This is a genomic window from Pseudomonas sp. MF4836 (assembly GCF_002018875.1).
GTDB lineage: Bacteria > Pseudomonadota > Gammaproteobacteria > Pseudomonadales > Pseudomonadaceae > Aquipseudomonas.
The window spans coordinates 207,638-229,830 of sequence record NZ_MVOL01000003.1 but is presented as its reverse complement, the minus strand read 5'-3'; the positions used below and the strand labels follow the sequence as shown (position 1 = coordinate 229,830).

General features: G+C 61.0%; 24 protein-coding genes. 11 read left to right on the top strand and 13 right to left on the bottom strand.

Annotated elements, in window-relative coordinates:
• Positions 1–8 precede the first annotated feature (8 nt).
• From cysN to MF4836_RS07765, 3 genes are all read right to left on the bottom strand, one after another.
• The gene (cysN, locus tag MF4836_RS07775) at positions 9–1,907 is read right to left on the bottom strand and encodes a sulfate adenylyltransferase subunit CysN (protein ID WP_020297162.1); all 1,899 of its coding nucleotides are present in this window, start codon (positions 1,905–1,907) and stop codon (positions 9–11) included.
• Between the two features lie 9 nt (positions 1,908–1,916).
• Entirely contained in the window at positions 1,917–2,834 is a 918-nt protein-coding gene (gene cysD, locus MF4836_RS07770) for a sulfate adenylyltransferase subunit CysD (RefSeq protein WP_020297160.1), read from the bottom strand.
• Between the two features lie 159 nt (positions 2,835–2,993).
• Positions 2,994–3,752 carry a Nif3-like dinuclear metal center hexameric protein gene (locus MF4836_RS07765; RefSeq protein ID WP_078469849.1) on the bottom strand — a complete coding sequence of 253 codons (759 nt, stop codon included), beginning with the start codon at positions 3,750–3,752 and terminating at the stop codon, positions 2,994–2,996.
• 102 nt (positions 3,753–3,854) lie between these two features.
• Between MF4836_RS07765 and algW the strand changes: the two genes are divergently transcribed.
• From algW to MF4836_RS07750, 3 genes are all read left to right on the top strand, one after another.
• The gene (gene algW, locus MF4836_RS07760; protein WP_078469848.1) at positions 3,855–5,009 is read left to right on the top strand and encodes a Do family serine endopeptidase AlgW; all 1,155 of its coding nucleotides are present in this window, start codon (positions 3,855–3,857) and stop codon (positions 5,007–5,009) included.
• Between the two features lie 86 nt (positions 5,010–5,095).
• The gene (locus MF4836_RS07755) at positions 5,096–7,201 is read left to right on the top strand and encodes a TonB-dependent siderophore receptor (protein ID WP_078469847.1); all 2,106 of its coding nucleotides are present in this window, start codon (positions 5,096–5,098) and stop codon (positions 7,199–7,201) included.
• A 12-nt stretch (positions 7,202–7,213) separates the two neighbouring features.
• Positions 7,214–7,942: a DUF4198 domain-containing protein gene (locus MF4836_RS07750; protein ID WP_078469846.1), complete on the top strand. Its 729-nt coding sequence runs from the start codon at positions 7,214–7,216 to the stop codon at positions 7,940–7,942.
• A 57-nt stretch (positions 7,943–7,999) separates the two neighbouring features.
• Here the strand turns inward: MF4836_RS07750 and hisC are convergent, their stop codons facing one another.
• From hisC to MF4836_RS07700, 10 genes are all read right to left on the bottom strand, one after another.
• Positions 8,000–9,052 (bottom strand): histidinol-phosphate transaminase, encoded by a 1,053-nt coding sequence (gene hisC, locus MF4836_RS07745; RefSeq protein WP_078470221.1) that lies wholly within the window; start codon positions 9,050–9,052, stop codon positions 8,000–8,002.
• A gap of 2 nt (positions 9,053–9,054) precedes the next feature.
• Positions 9,055–10,383, bottom strand: a complete 1,329-nt coding sequence (gene hisD, locus MF4836_RS07740; RefSeq protein WP_020297154.1) for a histidinol dehydrogenase — start codon at positions 10,381–10,383, stop codon at positions 9,055–9,057.
• Between the two features lie 125 nt (positions 10,384–10,508).
• Positions 10,509–11,144, bottom strand: coding sequence for an ATP phosphoribosyltransferase (gene hisG / locus MF4836_RS07735; RefSeq protein WP_007901570.1), 636 nt, complete (start codon positions 11,142–11,144; stop codon positions 10,509–10,511).
• 211 nt (positions 11,145–11,355) lie between these two features.
• On the bottom strand, positions 11,356–12,621 hold the full coding sequence (gene murA, locus MF4836_RS07730) for a UDP-N-acetylglucosamine 1-carboxyvinyltransferase (protein WP_020297153.1): 1,266 nt from the start codon (positions 12,619–12,621) through the stop codon (positions 11,356–11,358).
• 22 nt (positions 12,622–12,643) lie between these two features.
• Positions 12,644–12,895, bottom strand: coding sequence for a BolA family protein (locus tag MF4836_RS07725; protein WP_020297152.1), 252 nt, complete (start codon positions 12,893–12,895; stop codon positions 12,644–12,646).
• Between the two features lie 115 nt (positions 12,896–13,010).
• Positions 13,011–13,316, bottom strand: a complete 306-nt coding sequence (locus MF4836_RS07720; protein ID WP_078469845.1) for an STAS domain-containing protein — start codon at positions 13,314–13,316, stop codon at positions 13,011–13,013.
• Positions 13,313–13,966: an MlaC/ttg2D family ABC transporter substrate-binding protein gene (locus MF4836_RS07715; protein WP_020297150.1), complete on the bottom strand. Its 654-nt coding sequence runs from the start codon at positions 13,964–13,966 to the stop codon at positions 13,313–13,315. Before MF4836_RS07715 ends, MF4836_RS07720 begins: the two co-directional genes overlap by 4 nt.
• Before the next feature lie 11 nt (positions 13,967–13,977).
• Positions 13,978–14,445 carry an outer membrane lipid asymmetry maintenance protein MlaD gene (mlaD, locus tag MF4836_RS07710; protein ID WP_020297149.1) on the bottom strand — a complete coding sequence of 156 codons (468 nt, stop codon included), beginning with the start codon at positions 14,443–14,445 and terminating at the stop codon, positions 13,978–13,980.
• Positions 14,445–15,242, bottom strand: coding sequence for a lipid asymmetry maintenance ABC transporter permease subunit MlaE (gene mlaE / locus MF4836_RS07705; protein WP_020297148.1), 798 nt, complete (start codon positions 15,240–15,242; stop codon positions 14,445–14,447). Before mlaE ends, mlaD begins: the two co-directional genes overlap by 1 nt.
• On the bottom strand, positions 15,242–16,051 hold the full coding sequence (locus MF4836_RS07700) for an ATP-binding cassette domain-containing protein (protein ID WP_020297147.1): 810 nt from the start codon (positions 16,049–16,051) through the stop codon (positions 15,242–15,244). The genes mlaE and MF4836_RS07700 overlap by 1 nt, the downstream gene beginning before the upstream one ends.
• 267 nt (positions 16,052–16,318) lie before the next feature.
• Between MF4836_RS07700 and MF4836_RS07695 the strand changes: the two genes are divergently transcribed.
• The 8 genes from MF4836_RS07695 (at position 16,319) to ptsN (ending at position 22,193) form a co-directional block, all read left to right on the top strand.
• Positions 16,319–17,293, top strand: coding sequence for a KpsF/GutQ family sugar-phosphate isomerase (locus tag MF4836_RS07695; protein WP_020297146.1), 975 nt, complete (start codon positions 16,319–16,321; stop codon positions 17,291–17,293).
• Positions 17,293–17,817, top strand: a complete 525-nt coding sequence (locus MF4836_RS07690) for a KdsC family phosphatase (RefSeq protein ID WP_020297145.1) — start codon at positions 17,293–17,295, stop codon at positions 17,815–17,817. The genes MF4836_RS07695 and MF4836_RS07690 overlap by 1 nt, the downstream gene beginning before the upstream one ends.
• An 8-nt stretch (positions 17,818–17,825) precedes the next feature.
• Complete coding sequence (gene lptC / locus MF4836_RS07685) at positions 17,826–18,398, top strand: LPS export ABC transporter periplasmic protein LptC (protein ID WP_078469844.1); 573 nt, start codon at positions 17,826–17,828, stop codon at positions 18,396–18,398.
• The gene (gene lptA, locus MF4836_RS07680) at positions 18,385–18,930 is read left to right on the top strand and encodes a lipopolysaccharide transport periplasmic protein LptA (RefSeq protein ID WP_043229373.1); all 546 of its coding nucleotides are present in this window, start codon (positions 18,385–18,387) and stop codon (positions 18,928–18,930) included. Before lptC ends, lptA begins: the two co-directional genes overlap by 14 nt.
• On the top strand, positions 18,930–19,655 hold the full coding sequence (lptB, locus tag MF4836_RS07675) for an LPS export ABC transporter ATP-binding protein (protein ID WP_078469843.1): 726 nt from the start codon (positions 18,930–18,932) through the stop codon (positions 19,653–19,655). Before lptA ends, lptB begins: the two co-directional genes overlap by 1 nt.
• Before the next feature lie 182 nt (positions 19,656–19,837).
• Positions 19,838–21,331 (top strand): RNA polymerase factor sigma-54, encoded by a 1,494-nt coding sequence (locus MF4836_RS07670; protein ID WP_020297141.1) that lies wholly within the window; start codon positions 19,838–19,840, stop codon positions 21,329–21,331.
• A 79-nt stretch (positions 21,332–21,410) separates the two neighbouring features.
• Positions 21,411–21,716, top strand: a complete 306-nt coding sequence (gene hpf / locus MF4836_RS07665) for a ribosome hibernation-promoting factor, HPF/YfiA family (protein ID WP_016966642.1) — start codon at positions 21,411–21,413, stop codon at positions 21,714–21,716.
• 12 nt (positions 21,717–21,728) lie between these two features.
• Positions 21,729–22,193, top strand: coding sequence for a PTS IIA-like nitrogen regulatory protein PtsN (ptsN, locus tag MF4836_RS07660; RefSeq protein ID WP_020297140.1), 465 nt, complete (start codon positions 21,729–21,731; stop codon positions 22,191–22,193).

Sequence of the window (22,193 nt, the reverse complement as noted above, 5' to 3'; positions counted from 1 at the left end):
CTACTGCTTCAAATCGCGCCGCGCTGGCGCAACAGATCCAGCACCTGCTTGACGCTTTCTTCCAGCGACAGTGCCTGGGTGTCGATCACCAGGTCGGCATTCAACGGCACATCGTACGGGAAGGACTCACCCGGGATGTTGTCGCCACCGGCAGCGTACAGACCTTGTGGATCACGCTCGGCACACACCGCTGGCGAAGCCTGTACGTAGATGGTCAGCAAACGCTCCTTGCCGATCAGCGCCTTGGCCTGCTCACGCCCTTCGGCGTCCGGAGCGACAAAGGCGGCCAGGGTCAGCAGGCCGGCTTCGTTGAACTGACGGGCAACGTGCGCCGCACGACGCCAGTTCTCGGTACGCCCGGCACGGTCCTGCGGCAAGCCCTTGTTCAGGTCATGACGCAGGTTCTGGCCATCCAGGACAAACACCGCACGGCCCATGTCGAACAGCTTGCGTTCAACCGCATAGGCCAGGGTGCTCTTGCCGGCGCCCGACAGGCCGCTGAACAGCACGGTGGCCGGCTGCTGGCCAAAGCGCTGGGCACGTTCTTCGGTCGCTACATGGGCCAACTTGCCATGGTGCGTGGCGCTGCCATGAGCCAGCGGCTGGGCGACAATCATGCCGGCGCCCACAGTGCCGTTGGTCAAGCGGTCGATGATGATAAAGGCACCAGTGGTGCGGTTGCTTTCGTAGCCGTCGAGAGCGATCGGCGCGTCGAGGCTGATCTTGACCTTGCCGATCTCGTTCAGCTGCAAGGCACTGGCCGGGCCTTCTTCCAGGGTGTTGACGTCGACCTTGTTGACGATGCTGGCAATCGAGCCCGGCACGTAACTGGTGGCGCGCTTGATGTCGTACTTCTTGCCCGGCAGCATCGGCTCTTCAGCCATCCACACCAGCATGGCTTCAAAGCTGTCGGTCACCGGCGGCACGTTGTCGGCGTGTACCAGCAGGTCGCCACGGGAGATATCGATTTCGTCTTCCATGGTCAGCGTCACCGCCTGACCCGGACCTGCATGCTCCAGCTCACCTTCGAAGGTGACGATGGACTTGACCCGGCTGCTCTTGCCCGACGGCAGCACGACGATCTCGTCGCCCTTGTGCACAATGCCGCTGGCCAGGGTGCCGGCAAAACCACGGAAGTTCAGGTTCGGACGATTCACGTACTGCACCGGGAAGCGCAGATCGGTGAAGTTGCGATCGCCGGCCACTTCCACGGTTTCGAGGATTTCCATCAGCGACTGGCCGGTGTACCACGGCGAACGCTCGGACTTGTTCACCACGTTGTCGCCCTTGAGAGCCGACATCGGCACAAAATGCATGCTGGTGGGCTGCATCTTCAGGCCTTCGGCGAACTTCAGGTAGTCGGCCTTGATCGACTCGAACACACCTTGGTCAAAGCCCTTGAGGTCCATCTTGTTGATGGCCACAACGATGTGCTTGATGCCCAGCAACGAGGCGATGAAGCTGTGGCGACGGGTCTGGGTCTGCACGCCGTAGCGAGCATCCACCAGGATGATCGCCAGGTCGCAGGTGGACGCGCCGGTCGCCATGTTGCGGGTGTACTGCTCATGGCCGGGGGTGTCGGCGATGATGAATTTGCGCTTGGCGGTGGAGAAATAACGGTAAGCGACATCAATGGTGATGCCCTGCTCACGCTCGGCCTGCAGGCCGTCGACCAGCAACGCCAGGTCGATGTCGTCACCGGTGGTGCCGACTTTCTTCGAGTCGCGGGTAATGGCTTCCAGGTGATCTTCGTAGATCATCTTGGAGTCGTGCAGCAAGCGCCCGATCAGCGTGCTCTTGCCGTCGTCGACGTTACCGCAGGTCAGAAAGCGCAGCAGCTCTTTACGTTCGTGCTGGCCCAGGTAAGCGAGGATGTCCTCGCTGATCAAATCAGATTGATGCGACATGACAGCCCCTTAGAAATAACCTTGACGTTTTTTGTCTTCCATCGAGCCTGCGCCATCGTGGTCGATGACCCGGCCCTGGCGCTCGGAAGTTCGCGTCAGGAGCATTTCCTGGATGATGTCCGTCAGGCTTTCGGCCTCGGACTCCACCGCGCCCGTCAACGGGTAGCAGCCAAGGGTACGGAAACGCACTTTCTTTTTGACGATACGGGCTTTGTCTTCATCGGACAGGTGTTCGAGGATCCGCTCGTCGTCAATCATGATCAGGGTGCCGTTCTTCTCGATCACTTCGCGTTCGGCGGCGAAGTACAGCGGCACGATCGGGATGCCTTCGAGGTAGATGTACTGCCAGATATCCAGCTCGGTCCAGTTCGACAACGGGAACACGCGGATCGATTCGCCCTTGTTGACCTTGCCGTTGTAGACATTCCACAACTCGGGGCGCTGGTTCTTCGGGTCCCAGCGGTGCTTGCTGTCGCGGAACGAGTACACGCGCTCTTTGGCACGGGATTTCTCTTCATCGCGACGGGCACCACCGAAGGCGGCATCGAAGCCGTACTTGTCGAGGGCCTGTTTCAGGCCTTCGGTCTTCATGATATCGGTGTGCTTGGCACTGCCGTGGGTGAAAGGGTTGATGCCCTGCGCCACACCGTCCGGGTTGACGTGGGTGATCAGGTCCAGGCCCAGTTCCTCGACCATCTTGTCGCGGAACCTGTACATCTCCTGGAATTTCCACTGGGTGTCGACGTGCATCACCGGGAACGGCAGTTTGCCGGGGAAGAACGCCTTGCGGGCCAGATGCAACATCACGGCGGAGTCTTTACCGATGGAGTACAGCATCACCGGGTTATCGAACTCGGCGGCCACCTCGCGGATGATGTGGATGCTTTCCGCCTCCAGCTGTTTCAGATGCGTCAGTTTGTCGACCATGGCTACTCACGAAAGCTTTCTTATGGACGGCCATCGGGCCGTGTTCGAGCGGGGCATGCTAGCACAGCGTCATCTTCTAATCAGGCCGCCAGATAGAACGAAACGATATATGAATATATCGCCTCGTTAGGGCTCGACCGAGCCTTTCACCGCCGAGGATCAGATCGGATTCGGGCAGTCGATAAACAGATGCTCCAGGGCAAAACGCCGCGCCAGGTAGTCGCCCAGTGCCTGTACCCCGTAGCGTTCAGTGGCATGGTGGCCGGCAGCGATAAAGCTGATGTCGTTTTCCCGGGCGCTGTGGAAGGTCTGCTCCGAGGCTTCGCCGCTCAGGTACAGGTCGACCCCGGCCAGCACCGCCTGGTCGATGTAACCCTGGCCACCGCCGGTGCACCAGCCCACGCGGCGGATCATCTCGCTGCCTTCGATCAGCAACGGCTCGCGGCCCATGGCTTCCTGCACGCGGCGGGCAAAGTCGCGGGCGGTCATCGGCTCGTTCAAGGAGCCCACCAGACCGACGACTTTCGGGTTTTCCGGGTCCAGCGGGCCTTCGACGGTGATGTCCAGCTGCCGCGCCAGTTGCACGTTGTTGCCGACCTCCGGGTGCAGGTCCAGCGGCAGGTGATAGGCCAGCAAGCTGATGTCGTGCTTGAGCAGGGTTTTCAACCTACGCTGCTTCATACCGGTGATGCAGGGGTTCTCGCCTTTCCAGAAATAACCATGGTGCACCAGCACCAGGTCAGCCTTGGCCTCGACCGCGGCGTCGAGCAGCGCCTGGCTTGCGGTGACCCCGCTGACAATGCGCATCACCTGCGGCCGGCCTTCGACCTGCAGGCCGTTGGGGCAATAATCGGCGATCCGCGAACTGCCCAGATATCGGTCCGCTTCTTCTACCAGGGTGCTCAGGGCAACGGCCATAAAAGACTCCTAAATATCCCGTTCAGAGGCGCGCGTGGCCTCGTATAATGCGCGACATTATGGGCCGTGTGCGGTCCTTCGTAACCACCCAGGACTTGCTCAATGCTCAAGGCTCTGCGTTTTTTTGGCTGGCCGCTGCTGGCCGGCGTGCTTATCGCGCTGCTGATTATCCAGCGTTACCCGCAATGGGTCGGGCTGCCCAGCCTGGACGTCAACCTGCAGCAGGCGCCGCAGACCACCAGCACCCAGCAAGGCCCGGTGTCCTATGCCGATGCAGTGGTCATCGCCGCACCGGCGGTGGTCAACCTCTACACCACCAAGGTGATCAACAAAACCGCCCATCCGCTATTTGAAGACCCGCAGTTCCGGCGCTTCTTCGGCGACAACCTGCCCAAGCAGCAGCGCATGGAGTCGAGTCTGGGTTCGGGGGTGATCATGAGCCCGGAAGGCTATCTGCTGACCAACAACCATGTAACCACCGGCGCCGAGCAGATTGTGGTGGCACTCAAGGATGGTTGCGAAACCCTGGCCCACGTCATCGGCAGCGATCCGGAAACCGACCTCGCGGTGCTCAAGATCGACCTGAAGAACCTGCCATCGATCACCATCGGCCGCTCGGAAAATATCCGCGTCGGCGACGTCGCGCTGGCCATCGGCAACCCGTTCGGGGTCGGCCAGACGGTGACCATGGGCATCATCAGCGCCACCGGACGCAACCAGTTGGGCCTGAACAACTACGAAGACTTCATCCAGACCGACGCCGCCATCAACCCGGGCAACTCCGGCGGCGCCCTGGTGGACGCCAACGGCAACCTGACCGGCATCAACACCGCAATCTTCTCCAAGTCTGGCGGCTCCCAGGGCATCGGCTTTGCCATCCCGATCAAACTGGCCATGGAGGTGATGAAGTCGATCATCGAGCACGGCCAGGTGATCCGTGGCTGGCTGGGGATCGAGGTGCAGCCCTTGACTCAGGAGCTGGCGGAATCCTTTGGCCTGTCCGGACGCCCGGGGATCGTGGTCGCGGGGATCTTCCGCGATGGCCCGGCGCAGAAGGCCGGCATGCAGCTGGGTGACGTCATCCTGAGCATCGATGGCGAGCCGGCAGGCGACGGTCGACGCTCGATGAACCAGGTGGCGCGGATCAAACCCAGCGACAAGGTCAGCATCCTGGTGATGCGCAATGGCAAGGAGCTCAAACTCACCGCCGAAATCGGCCTGCGCCCACCGCCAGCACCGGTTAAAGAACAAGAGTAAGTGCCGACCGGGGGCGACCCCGGTTAAAAGCATGCATTCTCATTGGTCATGTTATATTGTTTCAATATCGCTATTGGAACGATGCCATGACGTCTCGCAAAATCGTCTCCCTGGCAGGCCTGACCCTGGGCCTGCTGGGGGATCCTGTCTTCGCCGAAGAACCGCAAACCGTTGAACTGGACGCCATCAGCGTCACCTCTGAATTTCCCTCGGCCAGCGAACCGCACAAAGGTTATCGCGCCACCTATTCCAGCGGCGCGACCAAGACCGACACCGCGCTCCGCGACATCCCGCAATCCATCAGCGTCATCCCCGCCAGCGTGCTCACGGACCTGGGCAGCAACCATGTCGAGCGCGCCCTGGAATTCGCCGGCGGGGTTTCCAAGCAGAACAACTTCGGCGGCCTGACCCTCTACGAATACAGCGTGCGCGGCTTCACCACTTCAGAGTTCTACAAGGACGGTTTCAGCGCCAACCGCGGTTATCCCAGCACCCCGGACGCGGCCAATATCGAGCGCATTGAAGTGCTCAAGGGCCCTGCCGCCAGCCTTTACGGGCGTGGCGACCCAGGGGGCACGGTGAATATCGTGACCAAGAAACCCCAGCCCGAGGCCTTCGCCACCCTGCAGACCAGCGCCGGCAGTTGGGACCGCTATCGCACCGCCCTCGACCTCAATACCCCGCTCGACGAGCAAGGCAAACTGCTGTCGCGGGTCAATCTGGCGGTGGAGGACAATCACAGCTTTCGCGATCACGTCGACAGCAAGCGGGTTTTCGTCGCGCCCTCCTTCAGCTGGCAACTGGACCCGGACACCCGCCTGACCCTGGAAAGCGAGTTGGTTCGCCACAGCTCCACCTTCGATCGGGGCATCGTCGCCCCCAATAATCGCTGGAGTGGCGTTTCGCGCTCGACCTTTCTTGGCGAACCCAACGACGGCGACATCGACAACCACAACAACCTGCTGCAAGCGGCCCTTGAGCATCAGCTCAATGACGCCTGGTCATTGCGCCTGGCCAGCCACTACAAGCAAGGCCAGCTCTGGGGCTTTGCCTCGGAAAGCCGTCCGCTGAACCCCAACGGCCACAGCGTCAACCGCCGCTATCGCGAGCGCGACACCTCGTGGCACGACAGCATCAGCCAGCTGGAACTGCGCGGCCGTTTCGACCTTGGCAGCTGGCAGCATGAGCTGCTGATCGGCAGCGAGTACGAGGACTACCGCAAGAACGAGCGCGTCACCACCCGCGCCGGCGGCGACTATGCCATCGATATCTACCACCCGGTCTACGGCCAGACGAAACCGGCGGGCCTGCCCTCCGGCACCGATTTCTTCGAGCATGTGCGCAGTCAGGCGCTGAACCTGCAGGATCAGATCATCTTCAGCGAACGCCTGCGTGGCCTGATCGGCGTACGTTTCGAGCATTTCGAGCAGGCCATCGATAACCATGTCAGCGGCAGGACCAGCCGCCAGACCCACGACGCCTTGACCCAACGAGTCGGCCTGCTCTACCAGCTGACCCCGCAACTGGGCCTGTTTGCCAACGCCTCGACCTCCTTCAAGCCGAACAATGGCCTGGACGCGGCCGGCAAGTCGTTCACCCCCGAAGAAGGTGTCGGCTATGAGGCCGGACTCAAGAGCGAGCTGTTCGACGAGCGCCTGAGCGCCACCCTCGCCGCGTTCCACATCGAAAAGAAAAACGTCCTGGCGCTGGACCCAGGCACCGACTCCAGCCGCGCCATGGGCCGGGCCCGCAGCCAGGGTGTCGACCTGCAACTGAGCGGGCAACTGACGGACGCGGTACGGGTGATCGGCGCCCTGGCCTACATCGATGCCGAGGTCACCAAGGGCGACCAGGCGATTCCCGCCGGCAGCCGGATCCTGGGCGTGGCCAAGCGCAGCGGCAGCCTGCTGGGGGTGTATGAATTCCAGAATGGCTGGCTGCGCGGCTCCGACGCAGGCGCGGCCTTCACCTACGTCGGTGACCGCTCGGGTGAAGCCGGAGGCCGCTTCGAGTTGCCGGCGTACCACACGGTCGACCTGCTGGCGCACTACAAGGCCAGCGACGAACTGACCCTGGGCCTGAATCTGAACAACCTGTTCGACGAAAAATACTACGAGCGCTCCTACAGCAACTACTGGGTCAACCCCGGCGAGCCGCGCAATTTCACCGTCAGCCTGACACTCAACCTGTAAAAGGAATTCGCCATGCACCCCCTCCCCTCACGCGCCCTCTGCGGACTGCTCGGCTTGCTGCTCGCTGCCCAGGCCTCGGCCCACGGTCTGTGGACCGAACAGCGACGCGGCAATATCGAGGTCGTCTACGGCCACGGCGCCGAAGACAACGCCTTCAAAGCGCAAAAAATCAGTGGCGCCTGGGCCTTTGATGGCAGCGGCAAAATGATCCCGGTGACGGTCCAGCGCCTGCCCGACCACGGACGCCTGTCGCCACTGAAGCCGCCGGCAATCATGGCAGTGGCGCTGGATAACGGCATGTGGTCGCAGACCGCGGACCAGAAGTGGGTCAACCGGGGACGCAGCACAGTGCCCGGCGCGGTGGCATCGACCCAGACCTTCAAGTACAGCCTGGCGATTTACCAGCCCGGGGCCAAGTTGCCCCAGTTGCAGCAGATCAAGCTATTGATCCGCCCCGAAGTCGACCCACTGACTGTCGGCCCGGGCAACGCCCTGCCGGTTAGGGTGCTGCTCGACGGCAAGCCCGTGGCCGGGGTCAAGCTGATAGGTGACTATCGCAACGCGCCCAACACCTTAAGCAGCGAAACCGATGCCGAAGGCCGGGCCCGAGTGATTGTGCGCAATGAGGGGTTGAACGTGATTGCGGCGCAGGTGGAAGTCCCGGTGAAAGACAACCCGGATGTGGCGTCACGCGGGTTGTTCAGTTCCCTGACCTTCCTCGGCGAACCCCATCACGAATAAGCCTGCAGCCCGCATCAGCCGCCATTGCGGCGGCTGATGCCTCAGGCCGGCAGCGCTCTACAGCTCGCCCAGGCCGTCGATCAGCGCCTGGTTCTGCTCCGGGGTGCCGATGGTGATACGCAGGAACTGCGCAATGCGTTCCTGTTTGAAGTGACGCACGATCACCCCCTGCTCACGCAGCTTGGCCGCAAGGCCGGCGGCGTCGTGCTGCGGGTGACGGGCAAAGATGAAGTTGGCCGCCGACGGCAGGACTTCAAAGCCCTTGGCCTGCAACTGCGCCACCACGTGCCCGCGACTGTCGATCACCTGCTTGCAGGTCTGCTCGAAGTACTCACGATCCTCGAATGCCGCGGCGGCGCCGACAATCGCCAGGCGATCCAGCGGGTAGGAGTTGAAGCTGTTCTTGATCCGCTCCAGAGCCTCGATCAGGTCCGGATGGCCCACCGCCAGACCGACCCGCAGGCCCGCCAGGGAACGAGACTTGGACAGGGTCTGGGTCACCAGCAGGTTCGGGTAACGATCCACCAGGCTGATCGCGGTCTGGCCGCCAAAGTCGATATAGGCCTCATCCACCACCACCACTGAGTCCGGGCTGGCCTTGAGGATCTGCTCGATCGCCTCCAGCGCCAACAGGCAACCGGTGGGCGCGTTGGGGTTGGGGAAGATGATCCCGCCATTGGCCCGGGCGTAGTCTGCCACGCGGATCTGGAATTGCTCATCCAGCGCCACCGCTTCGAACGGGATGCCATACAGCCCGCAATACACCGGGTAGAAGCTGTAGCTGATATCGGGAAACAGCAGCGGCTGCTCGTGTTGGAACAGACCGTGGAAGATATGTGCCAGCACTTCGTCGGAACCATTGCCAAGGAACACCTGGCTGGCCTGCACCCCGCAATACTCGGCGACGGCGTGCTTGAGCAGGTCGCTATTGGGGTCCGGGTACAGGCGCAGGTTGTCGTTCAGCTCGGCGCGCATCGCCGCCAGCGCCTTGGGCGATGGGCCGTAGGGGTTTTCGTTGGTGTTGAGTTTGACCAGCTTGGCCAGTTTCGGCTGTTCGCCCGGCACATAAGGCACCAGATCCTTGACGAACGGACTCCAGAATTTGCTCATGCTCATTGCCCCTGCTCTTGATCGTCGACGATGCGGTACTCGGCGCTGCGGGCGTGGGCGGTCAGCGACTCGCCACGGGCCAGCACGGAAGCGGTCTTGCCCAGTTCGGAAGCCCCCTGCTCGGAGCAGAAGATGATCGACGAACGTTTCTGGAAGTCATAAACCCCCAGCGGCGATGAGAAGCGCGCGGTGCCGGAGGTCGGCAACACGTGGTTCGGGCCCGCGCAATAGTCGCCCAGGGCCTCCGAGGTGTGGCGTCCCATGAAGATCGCGCCAGCGTGGCGAATCTGCGGCAGCCAGGCTTGCGGGTCAGCCACCGACAGCTCCAGGTGTTCCGGGGCAATGCGGTTGGCGACGTCGATCGCCTGCTGCATGTCGCGCACCTTGATCAGGGCGCCACGGCCGTTGATCGAGGTGTTGATGATTTCGGCGCGCTCCATGGTCGGCAGCAGCTTGGCGATGCTCGCCGCCACGCGGTCGAGGAACTCGGCATCCGGGCTGACCAGGATCGCCTGGGCGTCCTCATCGTGCTCGGCCTGGGAGAACAGGTCCATGGCGATCCAGTCCGGATCGGTCTGGCCATCGCACACCACCAGGATCTCCGACGGGCCGGCGATCATGTCGATCCCCACCTGGCCAAAGACGTGGCGCTTGGCGGTGGCGACATAGATGTTGCCCGGCCCCACCACCTTGTCCACCCGAGGCACGCTTTCAGTGCCGTAGGCCAGGGCGGCTACCGCCTGGGCGCCACCGATGGTGAAGACCCGGTCGACCCCGGCGATGCAGGCCGCGGCCAGCACCAGCTCATTGAGCTCGCCACGCGGGGTGGGCACCACCATCACCACTTCGGCGACACCGGCGACCTTGGCCGGAATCGCGTTCATCAGCACCGAAGACGGATAGGACGCCTTGCCGCCCGGCACATAGAGCCCGGCACGGTCCAGCGGGGTGACTTTCTGGCCCAGCACCGTGCCGTCGGCCTCGGTGTAGGTCCAGGAATCCTGTTTCTGTTTTTCGTGGTAGCTGCGCACCCGAGCCGCAGCCTTTTCCAGGGCTTCGCGCTGGGCCACGGTGATGCGGGTCAAGGCCAGTTCCAGGCGCTCGCGCGGCAGGATCAGGTCGGCCATGGACGCCACTTGCAGGCCATCGAACTTCTCGGTGAACTCCACCAGCGCCGCATCGCCACGCTCGCGCACGGCCTTGATGATATCCAGCACCCGCTGATTGACCGAGTCGTCAGACACACTTTCCCAGCTCAGCAGATGATCCAGATGATGCGCGAAATCCGGGTCAGCAGCGTTGAGTCGGCGAATTGCAGTCGGTGCGGTCATAGCGAGAGCCTCATAGGAATGGCAAAAACTCAGGCGCCCGAAGCTACCATTCGATCCGCTTGGGCACCTGAGAATTCTGGCTATGAGGCGGATAGACGGGCGCAACTCAAGGTTGCGCGGGTAAATCAGCCGCGGTGTCGCGACTCCACTGCTTTGCGCAGGGTGTCGATCAACGCCTGGATACGGGCGTGTTGCATTTTCATCGATGCCTTGTTGACGATCAGCCGGGAGCTGATGTCGGCAATGAAATCCTGGGGTTCCAGGCCATTGGCGCGCAAGGTGTTGCCGGTGTCGACCACGTCGATGATCTTGTCGGCCAAGCCAATCAGCGGCGCCAGCTCCATGGAGCCGTAGAGCTTGATGATGTCGACCTGGCGGCCCTGCTCGGCGTAGTAACGCTTGGCAACGTTGACGAACTTGGTCGCCACCCGCAGCCGGCCCTTGGGCTCGACATCGCCGACCCGGCCCGCGGTCATCAGCTTGCACAGGGCGATACGCAGGTCCAGGGGCTCATACAGGCCCTGGCCGCCGTATTCCATCAACACATCTTTACCGGCCACGCCCAGGTCTGCGGCACCATGCTCAACGTAAGTCGGCACGTCGGTGGCACGCACGATCAGCAGACGCACATCGGCCTGGGTCGTGGGGATGATCAGCTTGCGGCTCTTGTCCGGATTCTCGGTCGGCACGATACCCGCTTCAGCCAGAAGCGGCAGGGTGTCGTCCAGAATGCGGCCCTTGGACAGTGCGATGGTCAACATGGGAAACGTCAGTCCTTATCAGGCTACTGATGCCCGGTCGCAAACGGCGCCGGACACGCATCAAGGCCATTACAGCCTCGATGAAGCAAATCAGTTAACAGCAAACTGTGGCGAGGGAGCTTGCTCCCGCTGGGTCGCAAAGCGGCCCCAACAGCGGGACTGCTGCGCAGTCCAACGGGAGCAAGCTCCCTCGCCACAATTGCAGCAGAAACTAGCCCGGTACGCGGCGGATCTTGGCGCCGAGCATCTGCAGTTTCTCTTCGATGCACTCGTAACCACGGTCGATGTGGTAGATGCGGTCGATCAGGGTGTCGCCTTCGGCGATCAGGGCCGAAATCACCAGGCTGGCCGAAGCACGCAGGTCGGTGGCCATGACAGGCGCACCCTTGAGCTTCTCGGTGCCCGTGACGATGGCCGTGTTGCCTTCGACCTGGATCTTGGCGCCCATGCGGTGCAGTTCGTAAACGTGCATGAAGCGGTTTTCGAAGATGGTCTCGATCACCGCGCCAGTGCCTTCGGCAATCGCGTTGAGGGAGATGAACTGCGCCTGCATGTCGGTCGGGAACGCCGGGTACGGAGCGGTGCGCACGTTCACGGCTTTCGGCCGCTTGCCGTGCATGTTCAGTTCGATCCAGTCTTCGCCGCAGGTGATTTCAGCACCGGCTTCGCGCAGTTTTTCCAGCACGGCTTCGAGGATGGTCGGATCGGTGTCCTTGACCTTGACGCGGCCGCCGGTAACGGCTGCAGCCACCAGGTAGGTGCCGGTCTCGATACGGTCCGGCATCACCTTGTAGGTGGCCGGGTGCAGACGCTCGACGCCATCGATGGTGATGGTGTCGGTGCCGGCGCCGCTGATCTTGGCGCCCATGGCGATCAGGAAGTTCGCCAGGTCGATGACTTCAGGTTCGCGAGCGGCGTTTTGTAGCACACTGCGGCCTTTGGCCAGAGCGGCCGCCATCATGATGTTTTCGGTACCGGTCACACTGACGGTGTCGAAGAAGAAGTGCGCACCGCGCAGGCCGCCCTCAGGGGCCTTGGCCTTGATGTAGCCGCCTTCGACGTCAATCACCGCGCCCATGGCTTCCAGGCCACGGATGTGCAGGTCGACCGGACGCGAACCGATGGCGCAACCGCCAGGCAGGGCCACTTCGGCTTCGCCGAAACGGGCAACCATCGGGCCCAGTACCAGGATCGAGGCACGCATGGTTTTCACCAGCTCGTACGGTGCGATCAGGGTCTTGATGGTGCGCGGGTCGATTTCGACGCTGAGCTTCTCGTCGATCACCGGTTCGATGCCCATGCGACCGAACAGCTCGATCATGGTGGTGATGTCGTGCAAGTGCGGCAGGTTGGCCACAGTCACCGGGCCATCGCACAGCAGGGTAGCAGCCAGAATCGGCAGGGCGGAGTTCTTCGCCCCGGAGATGCGGATTTCGCCATCAAGACGAACACCGCCGGTAATAATCAATTTATCCATAAGAATCTCGACGCCCTTGGGCTCAGGTGCGCTCGGCCCAGGCCGCGCTGCTGAAAAATTTCATAGTGACCGCGTGGATGCTGCCATCGGCGATCCATGGGTTCAAATGGGCATAGATGCTCTGCTGACGCTTGACCGGGCTCAAAGCCACCAGTTCGTCACTAATCACGTTCAGCTGAAAGTTGCAGCCTTCGCCCTCAACTTCTACCTGTACTGATAAAAGAGTCTCGGACAGCTTTCCCTCAAGAAAGCTCTTCACTTCGGTGGCCTGCATGCTCAACCTCAATCGGCGCCCTGTGCGCGCGGGTCGCACATCATACAAAAAAGCCCCGCGCCTGCGAACCCCGCATAGCAGGACTCTGACGGGGGGCTTCTATAAAGGTGGGTTATTACGGATGGGTCAGGATTTCGGTGAGGCCGGAGACCTGGGCAATTTCACGCATGTCTTCGGGCAATCCACGAACGCTGACGGCCTTGCCAGCCGCCAGCCCATCACGCATGAACGCCAGCAGCAGCGCCAGACCGACGCTGCTGGACTTGGTCACCGCCGAGCAATCGAGCACCAATGTGGCGTCCTGGCTGGCCTTGATCAGCGACTGACCCTGCTTGCGCAGGCCCGGGCCGCTGCGGTAATCCAGCACTCCGCTAAGCAGCAATTCGCCAGCATTCCCCTGGCGGACGGCCGACTCGCTCATTGCGCGGCCTTCTGCGCGGCGTCTTCGGTCACTTCCTTGGCCTTGGCCACTTCACCGGCCCAACCGTTGATGGTTTTGTCCAGGTCGTTGCCATTGCGCTGCATGGCATCAGCGAACTGATCACGGAATAGCTTGCCGATATTGATGCCGTTGATGATCACGTTACGCACTTTCCACTCACCGTTGATTTTCTCAAGGGTGTAGGACACAGGGTAGATCGAGCCGTTGTTGCCCTTGACCTGCATGTCGACGCTGGTGCGGGTACCGCTTTCATCCTTGGCCGGAGATACGGTGATGCCCTGGTTGTTATACTCGAGCAACGCATTGCCATAGAACTGCATCAGGCTGCGCTTGAAGTTTTCCTGGAAGCGCGCCATCTGCTCCGGGGTGGCCTTGCGCGAGTACTTCACGGTCATGATGCTGCGCGAAATGCCATCGGCATCCACCACCGGGCCAACGATGCCGTTGAGCGCCTGGTAGAACTCGCTTGGGCTCTGCTTGTACTTCTCTTTGTTGGCCGCCAGATCGGCGAGCAACCGGGTAGTGGTGTCCTGAACCAGTTCGTGCGCGGAAGGCGCAGCCACGGCGTTAGCCATCAACGGCAGTGCCGCGAGTAATACCAACAGGCCACGTCGCAAGGTAGAGATCATGGAAAAACTCCTCATTTGGCGTCTTTGCTAACGGTATTGAGCAGGAATTTACCGATCAGGTCCTCAAGTACCAGCGACGACTGGGTGTCATGGATGGTCCCGCCATCCTTGAGCAAGGCTTCTTCCCCACCGACGCTGATACCGATGTATTTCTCACCCAACAGGCCAGCCGTGAGAATAGATGCAGTGGAGTCAGTCGGCAGGTTATCTACGCGCTTTTCCACTTGCAGCGTCACACGACCGGTGAAACTGTCGCGATCCAGATCGATAGCCGTGACCTTGCCGATGGTCACACCGGCCATGGTCACTTTGGCTCTGACAGTCAAACCGGCGATATTGTCGAAATAGGCATAAAGTTTATAAGTATCGGTGGCTGCGCTCGGGGACAGGCCACTGACCCGCAGCGCCAGCAACAGCAAAGCCAGGATGCCAGCCAGCAAGAAAAGGCCGACACCGATTTCCAGGGTGCGGTTTTGCATCAGAAATCTCCAAACATCAAGGCGGTCAGAATAAAGTCCAGGCCGAGTACAGCCAATGAGGCATACACCACGGTCTTGGTAGTGGCACGACTGATCCCTTCTGAAGTGGGCTCACAGTCATAACCTTGGAATACGGCGATCCATGTCACGACGAACGCAAAGACAATGCTTTTAATAACACCATTGAGCACGTCACCGCTGAACGTCACGCTATTTTGCATGTTCGACCAGTAGGAACCCTCATAGACTCCCAACCAATCGACGGCCACCCACGAACCACCCCAGATCCCGACCACGCTGAAAATGATCGCCAGCAACGGCAGGGAAATGAAGCCGGCCCACAAACGCGGGGCGACGATGTATTTGAGCGGGTCCACGCCAATCATTTCCAGGCTGGACAGCTGCTCAGTAGATTTCATGTTGCCGATTTCCGCCGTCAGCGCCGATCCGGCACGCCCGGCGAACAGCAGCGCAGTCACCACCGGCCCCAGTTCGCGCAACAGCGTCAGGGCGACCATCTGCCCTACTGCCTGCTCCGACCCGTAGCTGGACAGGATATTGAAGCCTTGCAGCGCCAACACCATGCCGATGAATACCCCGGAGACCACAATGATCACCAGCGACATCACGCCCACGGCATGCAGTTGCTTGATCAACAGGCCAAAACTGCCGCCGATGCCGCCGCGCCCCAGCAAGGCGTGAAACAGAAACAGCGTGGAACGCCCTAGCACCGAAACCACATCGATGCCCGAACGACCGAAGAGGCGAACCCTCTCCACTAAAGATATCTTGCGCATCAGCGCTTCCCCAGAAGATCTGCGCGGTAGTCCGGCGCTGGAAAGTGAAAGGGTACCGGACCGTCGGGGTCGCCTTTCATAAACTGGCGGATGCGCGGATTATCGGACCCCATCAGCTCATCGGGCGTGCCCTGCCCCAATACCTGGCCATCGCCGACCACATAGATGTAATCGGCAATGCTCGCGGTTTCTGCAAGATCGTGTGACACAACGATGCTGGTAATGCCCAGCGCGTCGTTGAGCAGGCGAATCAGGCGCACCAGAACCCCCATGGCAATCGGGTCCTGGCCCACGAACGGCTCGTCATACATGAGGATCTGCGGGTCCAGGGCGATCGCCCGGGCCAATGCCACGCGACGCTTCATGCCGCCGGACAGCTCATCGGGCATCAATTCGATGGCGCCACGCAGCCCGACCGCCTGCAGCTTGAGCAGGACGATGTCGCGGATCATTTCATCCGGCAGCTGGGTATGGACCCGCAGCGGGAATGCAACGTTCTCGAACACGTCCAGATCGGTAAAAAGCGCGCCACTCTGGAACAGCACGCCCATTTGCTTGCGTGCGTCGAACAGGTCGCTGCGTGAGAGCTCCGGCAGATTCTGGCCGTTGACCCACACTTCACCGGCGCTGGGGCGTAATTGCGCGCCCATCAGGCGCAGCAGGGTGGTCTTTCCGCAACCGGAAGGCCCCATGATCCCGGTGACCTTGCCCCGCGGAATACGAATATCCACGTTATTGAAGATGCTGCGCGTACCGCGCTTGAAGGACAGCCCCTTCAGCTCGACCGCGTAGGCGTTATCGGCACTCATCTAAACTCCTTGCGATGCAGCCTATCACTCGGGCGCTAGGCTCCCTGCCGGGAGTTGATTCACCCGGGGCAGGCCGAACTGGCGGCGAACTATATCATTGCTGATACGGAGCCCCCAAGGCCGAAGCCTCGGCTATTCAGCCACACGACAGGCAAAAAACCAGGCCTTTCCTTAGTTACCCCCAAGAAAGGCTGACGAACTTGCGTGAGGGAATTGATCATTACCGCTATAATCGCCGCCTTTTCATCAGGCTATACGATTTCTGACATGAGCCAATCCAGCGACCTGATTCAATCGGCACAACGCACCATCCGCCTCGAAGTTGAAGCAGTAGAAGCCCTGCTGCCCCTTATCGACGCTGATTTCGTACGCGCTTGCGAGATGATTCTGGCCAGCAAAGGCCGCGTAGTCGTGGTCGGCATGGGCAAATCCGGGCATATCGGCAACAAGATCGCCGCGACCCTGGCCAGCACCGGCACCACGGCGTTTTTTGTCCACCCGGCCGAAGCCAGCCATGGCGACATGGGCATGATTACCCGGGACGACGTAATCCTGGCCCTGTCCAATTCGGGCTCGACCAATGAAATCGTGACCCTGTTGCCGCTGATCAAGCGCCTGGGCATCCAGCTCATCAGCCTCACCGGCAACCCGGACTCACCGCTGGCCAAGGCCGCCGAGGTCAATCTCAACGTCCACGTTGAACACGAAGCCTGCCCGCTGAACCTGGCGCCGACCTCTTCCACCACTGCCGCCCTGGTCATGGGCGACGCCCTGGCCGTGGCACTGCTGGAAGCCCGCGGCTTTACCGCCGAAGACTTCGCGTTTTCCCATCCGGGCGGCGCCCTGGGTCGTCGCCTGCTGCTGAAAGTCGAGAACGTGATGCACGCCGGCAGCGAACTGCCCCTGGTGCAACGCGGCACCCTGCTCAAGGACGCGCTCATGGAAATGACCCGCAAGGGCCTGGGCATGACCGCGATCATCGAGGCCGACGGGCGCCTGGCCGGGATCTTCACGGACGGTGACCTGCGCCGCACCCTGGATCGCACCATTGATATCCACCATGCGACCATCGATGAAGTCATGACCCTTCATGGCAAGACCGCTCGTGCCGATATGCTGGCAGCCGAAGCGCTGAAAATCATGGAAGACCATCGAATCAACGCACTGGTAGTGGTGGACAAGGAGGACCGACCTATCGGCGCCTTCAACCTGTCCGACCTGCTGCGTGCCGGAGTAATGTGATGAGTGCCGACCTGCTGCAACGTGGCAAAAACATCAAGCTGGCGATTTTTGACGTCGACGGCGTACTGACCGACGGTCGCCTGTACTTCCTCGAAGACGGCAGCGAGTTCAAGACCTTCAACACCCTCGACGGCCAGGGCATCAAGATGCTGATGGCCGCTGGCGTGCAGACCGCAATCATCAGCGGACGCAAGACTCCGGTGGTCGAGCGCCGGGCCAAGAACCTGGGAATTCCCCATCTGTACCAAGGCCGCGAAGACAAGCTGGTGGTACTCGACGAGCTACTTGGCCAACTCGGCCTAAGCTATGACCAGGTCGCCTACCTCGGTGACGATCTGCCGGACTTGCCGGTAATCCGCCGCGTCGGCCTGGGCATGGCCGTGGCCAATGCTGCAAGTTTCGTCCGCGAACACGCCCACGGCATCACCCAGGCCCGTGGCGGCGAAGGTGCCGCGCGCGAATTCTGCGAGCTGATCCTGCGCGCCCAAGGCAGCCTTGAAGCGGCCAACGCCGCCTACTTATAGAGCCTTTTATGCTGAGCAAAAAGATTCGCAACATTCTGCTGTTCGGGGTCCTTGCCGCGTTGTTCGCGGCCGTCGGCTACTGGAATATCAGTCCGGAACGCTTCCTCGACAAGCCAGTGGCACAGGTCGACGAGAGCGCCATCGACTATTACGCGGTCAACGCCCGCAGCGTGCAGTACCTGCCCGACGGCAAAATGCAGTACGAGATGACGTCCGACAAGGTCGAGCACCTGAAGGCCACCGAAGTTACCCTGCTGACCAAGCCGGACCTGCAGATGTACCGCGGCACCACCTTTCCCTGGCATGTCCAGAGCGAACGCGGCGAGGTCAACCCGGACGGCACTGAAGTCGAGCTGATCGATTCGGTACGGGTCGCACGCACCGATGAGAAAAATCGCACGGTACTGATTACCACTACCCGCATGACAGTATTCCCGCAGAAGCAATATGCGCAGACCGAGCAAGCCGTTAGAATCGACGGCGCCGGGGGCGTGACTACGGCCAAGGGAATGAAAGCGTATTTGAAAGACGGCAGGATGAACCTGCTATCGAACGTAAGAGGACAGTATGAGGCTCGTTAAAACCCTCCCTATTTTGCTCAGTCTGGGCGCAGCACTGGGAAGCGTGAGCGCCTGGGCTCTGCCGAACGATAGCCAACAACCTATCCGTATTCAGGCCGATGACGCGCAACTCGATGACCGCCAGGGCATCGCCACCTACAAGGGCGATGTGATCATCACCCAGGGCTCGATGAAGATCACCGGCAATACCGTGACCATCACCCGCACCGCGTCCGGTGAAATCGACGTGGTGACCTCGGTGGGCAACCTGGCGTATTTCGAGCAGTTGCAGAAAGCCACCGACCCCAAACCGGTACAGGCCTACGCCGTGACCATTCAGTACCACGCTGCGCAAAACCGCATCGTACTGATCGACAAGGCCAAGGTGATCAACGACGGCAACACCACCGAAGGCGAGAAAATCGTCTACGACACCGTCAAGCAGGTCGCCAACGCCGGTCGCGCCAATGGCAGCTCGGTCACCGCGCCACGTCCGCGGATCGATATGGTCATCCAGCCGAAAAAGAAAACTGACGAGCAAAAGGCCCAGTAATGGCAACTCTGAAAGCTCAGCATCTGGCCAAGAGCTACAAGAGCCGTCAGGTCGTGCGTGACGTCAGCCTGTCCATCGACAGCGGTCAGATCGTCGGCCTGCTCGGCCCCAACGGCGCCGGCAAGACCACCTGCTTCTACATGATCGTCGGCCTGGTCCAGGCCGATCAGGGCCGTGTGCTGATCGACGACCTCGACGTCAGCCACCAGCCCATGCACGGCCGCGCCCGTGCCGGCATCGGCTACCTGCCCCAGGAAGCGTCGATCTTTCGCAAGCTGTCGGTCGCCGACAACATCATGGCCATCCTCGAGACCCGCAAGGAGCTCGACAAGGCCGGCCGCCGCAAGGAACTGGAAAGCCTGCTCCAGGAGTTCCACATCCACCACATTCGCGACAACCTCGGCATGAGCCTGTCCGGTGGTGAACGCCGCCGGGTGGAAATCGCCCGCGCCCTGGCCACATCGCCGAAATTCATCCTGCTCGACGAACCTTTCGCCGGCGTGGACCCGATCTCGGTCGGCGACATCAAGCAGATCATCCATCACCTCAAGGCCAAGGGCATTGGTGTACTGATCACCGACCACAATGTCCGGGAAACCCTCGATATCTGCGAAACCGCCTACATCGTCAGCGACGGTCAGCTGATCGCCGAGGGCACGCCCGAAACCATCCTGGCCAACGAATTGGTCAAGGAAGTGTATCTGGGCCATGAGTTCCGCCTGTAAGCACTGAGGTGTTTGGCTAGTCGCCAGAGCGCCACCTTCAATAAATCCCTACAAATTTTATTGTTACCGCGCTCTAGGCAAACACTTCAGTTTCAGGCATATAATTTGCTTATGTTTGGCGCTCACGCGCCCTGTAGTGGATGGCGCATGTGCGCCGGCGAATAAGGTGTTAAGCCCCTGCCATGAAACCATCGCTAGTCCTGAGAATGGGCCAGCAGCTGACGATGACACCGCAGCTGCAACAGGCCATCCGCCTGCTCCAATTGTCGACCCTGGACCTGCAACAGGAAATCCAGGAGGCCTTGGAGTCCAATCCGATGCTCGAACGCCAGGAAGAAGGCGACGACTTCGACAACACCGACCCTCTGGCCGACAACGCCGAGCAAAAACCCAACACCGACATCCAGGAACCCTCCTACCAGGAAACCGCCCCCACGGTGGACAACCTCGAGGACGGCGAGTGGAACGAGCGCATTCCCAACGAATTGCCAGTGGATACCGCCTGGGAAGACGTTTACCAGACCAGCGCCAGCAGCCTGCCCAGCAACGATGATGACGAGTGGGACTTCACCACCCGCACCTCGGCCGGCGAAAGCCTGCAGAGCCACCTGCTGTGGCAACTGAACCTGGCGCCGATGTCCGACACCGACCGCCTGATTGCCGTAACCCTGATCGACTGCATCAATAACCAGGGCTACCTGGACGAAACCCTCGAGGAAATCCTCGAAGCCTTCGATCCGGAGCTGGACATCGAGCTGGACGAGATCGAAGCCGTCCTGCACCGCATCCAGCAATTCGAGCCGGCCGGCATCGGCGCACGCACCCTGGGTGAGTGCCTGTTGCTGCAACTGCGCCAGCTGCCAGCCAAGACGCCTTGGCTGAGCGAGGCACAACGCCTGGTCAGCGACTACATCGACCTGCTGGGCAGCCGCGACTACAGCCAACTGATGCGCCGCATGAAGCTCAAGGAAGACGAGCTGCGCCAGGTTATCGAACTGGTACAGAGTCTGAACCCGCGTCCCGGCTCGCAGATCGAGTCTGCCGAGGCCGAGTACGTGGTCCCTGACGTGATCGTACGCAAGGACAACGAGCGCTGGCTGGTCGAGCTGAACCAGGAATCAGTACCGCGCCTGCGGGTCAACCCGCAGTACGCAGGCTTCGTGCGCCGTGCCGACAGCAGCGCCGACAACACTTTCATGCGCAATCAGCTGCAAGAGGCCCGCTGGTTCATCAAGAGCCTGCAAAGCCGCAACGAAACCCTGATGAAAGTCGCGACCCAGATCGTCGAGCATCAGCGCGGCTTCCTCGAGTACGGCGACGAAGCGATGAAGCCGTTGGTCCTGCACGACATCGCCGAAGCGGTGGGCATGCACGAATCGACGATTTCCCGGGTGACCACGCAAAAATTCATGCATACCCCACGGGGTATTTATGAACTGAAATACTTTTTCTCCAGCCACGTAAGTACCTCCGAAGGCGGTGAATGCTCGTCCACGGCGATTCGCGCGATCATCAAAAAACTGGTGGCCGCGGAAAATCAGAAAAAGCCGTTGAGTGACAGCAAGATCGCTGGTTTACTGGAGGCACAAGGCATTCAGGTAGCCCGTCGTACCGTCGCCAAGTACCGCGAATCCCTTGGGATCGCGCCTTCCAGCGAACGGAAGCGGTTGATGTAACCGCCGGGCTCGCCACAGCGTTCCAGTGGCAGGCAACCCAGCCTGCCGCTTTATGCACTGGCAACGAAGGAGAAGCTGTATGCAAGTCAACATCAGTGGACACCAACTGGAAGTGACCGAGCCCCTGCGCGCTTACATCGGCGAAAAACTCGACCGACTGGAGCGGCACTTTGACAAGATTACCAATGTGCAGGTAACGATGGCTGTCGAGAAACTGAAGCAGAAAATCGAAGCCACCTTGCACATCCACGGTGGGGAGGTTGTCGCCAATGCAGAACATGACGATATGTATGCCGCGATCGACCTGCTCACGGATAAGCTGGACCGCCAACTGAAAAAGCATAAGGAAAAGCAACTCCACCTTCTCCAAGGCACGGGTCGCTAACACTCCCCTCCCATGATCCGACTTGAAAGTATCCTGACCCCCGGCCGTTCCCTCGTGAACGTGCCGGGCGGCAGTAAAAAACGCGCCCTCGAACAAATTGCCAACCTGATCAGCCGTGAAGTGCCGGATCTGGAGATGCAGGATGTCTTCGAGAGCCTGATTGCCCGTGAAAAACTCGGTTCCACCGGTTTTGGCAACGGCATCGCCATTCCACATTGCCGCCTCAAAGGCTGCGAGTCGCCCATCAGTGCGTTGATGCACCTGGACGCTCCCATCGATTTCGACGCCATCGACGGCGCTCCGGTCGACCTGCTGTTCGTACTGCTGGTCCCCGAAGCTGCCACCGATGCGCACCTGGAACTGCTGCGGCAGATCGCCAGCATGCTTGATCGCAAGGAAGTGCGTGACAGGCTGCGCAGCGCCGACAGCAACCAAGCCCTGTATCAGGTAGTCCTGGACGAGCAGAACGGTCAGTAA

Coding starts and splice junctions, on each gene's coding strand:
- cysN (WP_020297162.1), bottom strand. CDS start 1,907: ATGTCGCATCAATCTGATTTGATCAGCGAGGACATCCTCGCTTACCTG.
- cysD (WP_020297160.1), bottom strand. CDS start 2,834: ATGGTCGACAAACTGACGCATCTGAAACAGCTGGAGGCGGAAAGCATC.
- MF4836_RS07765 (WP_078469849.1), bottom strand. CDS start 3,752: ATGGCCGTTGCCCTGAGCACCCTGGTAGAAGAAGCGGACCGATATCTG.
- algW (WP_078469848.1), top strand. CDS start 3,855: ATGCTCAAGGCTCTGCGTTTTTTTGGCTGGCCGCTGCTGGCCGGCGTG.
- MF4836_RS07755 (WP_078469847.1), top strand. CDS start 5,096: ATGACGTCTCGCAAAATCGTCTCCCTGGCAGGCCTGACCCTGGGCCTG.
- MF4836_RS07750 (WP_078469846.1), top strand. CDS start 7,214: ATGCACCCCCTCCCCTCACGCGCCCTCTGCGGACTGCTCGGCTTGCTG.
- hisC (WP_078470221.1), bottom strand. CDS start 9,052: ATGAGCAAATTCTGGAGTCCGTTCGTCAAGGATCTGGTGCCTTATGTG.
- hisD (WP_020297154.1), bottom strand. CDS start 10,383: ATGACCGCACCGACTGCAATTCGCCGACTCAACGCTGCTGACCCGGAT.
- hisG (WP_007901570.1), bottom strand. CDS start 11,144: ATGTTGACCATCGCACTGTCCAAGGGCCGCATTCTGGACGACACCCTG.
- murA (WP_020297153.1), bottom strand. CDS start 12,621: ATGGATAAATTGATTATTACCGGCGGTGTTCGTCTTGATGGCGAAATC.
- MF4836_RS07725 (WP_020297152.1), bottom strand. CDS start 12,895: ATGCAGGCCACCGAAGTGAAGAGCTTTCTTGAGGGAAAGCTGTCCGAG.
- MF4836_RS07720 (WP_078469845.1), bottom strand. CDS start 13,316: ATGAGCGAGTCGGCCGTCCGCCAGGGGAATGCTGGCGAATTGCTGCTT.
- MF4836_RS07715 (WP_020297150.1), bottom strand. CDS start 13,966: ATGATCTCTACCTTGCGACGTGGCCTGTTGGTATTACTCGCGGCACTG.
- mlaD (WP_020297149.1), bottom strand. CDS start 14,445: ATGCAAAACCGCACCCTGGAAATCGGTGTCGGCCTTTTCTTGCTGGCT.
- mlaE (WP_020297148.1), bottom strand. CDS start 15,242: ATGCGCAAGATATCTTTAGTGGAGAGGGTTCGCCTCTTCGGTCGTTCG.
- MF4836_RS07700 (WP_020297147.1), bottom strand. CDS start 16,051: ATGAGTGCCGATAACGCCTACGCGGTCGAGCTGAAGGGGCTGTCCTTC.
- MF4836_RS07695 (WP_020297146.1), top strand. CDS start 16,319: ATGAGCCAATCCAGCGACCTGATTCAATCGGCACAACGCACCATCCGC.
- MF4836_RS07690 (WP_020297145.1), top strand. CDS start 17,293: ATGAGTGCCGACCTGCTGCAACGTGGCAAAAACATCAAGCTGGCGATT.
- lptC (WP_078469844.1), top strand. CDS start 17,826: ATGCTGAGCAAAAAGATTCGCAACATTCTGCTGTTCGGGGTCCTTGCC.
- lptA (WP_043229373.1), top strand. CDS start 18,385: ATGAGGCTCGTTAAAACCCTCCCTATTTTGCTCAGTCTGGGCGCAGCA.
- lptB (WP_078469843.1), top strand. CDS start 18,930: ATGGCAACTCTGAAAGCTCAGCATCTGGCCAAGAGCTACAAGAGCCGT.
- MF4836_RS07670 (WP_020297141.1), top strand. CDS start 19,838: ATGAAACCATCGCTAGTCCTGAGAATGGGCCAGCAGCTGACGATGACA.
- hpf (WP_016966642.1), top strand. CDS start 21,411: ATGCAAGTCAACATCAGTGGACACCAACTGGAAGTGACCGAGCCCCTG.
- ptsN (WP_020297140.1), top strand. CDS start 21,729: ATGATCCGACTTGAAAGTATCCTGACCCCCGGCCGTTCCCTCGTGAAC.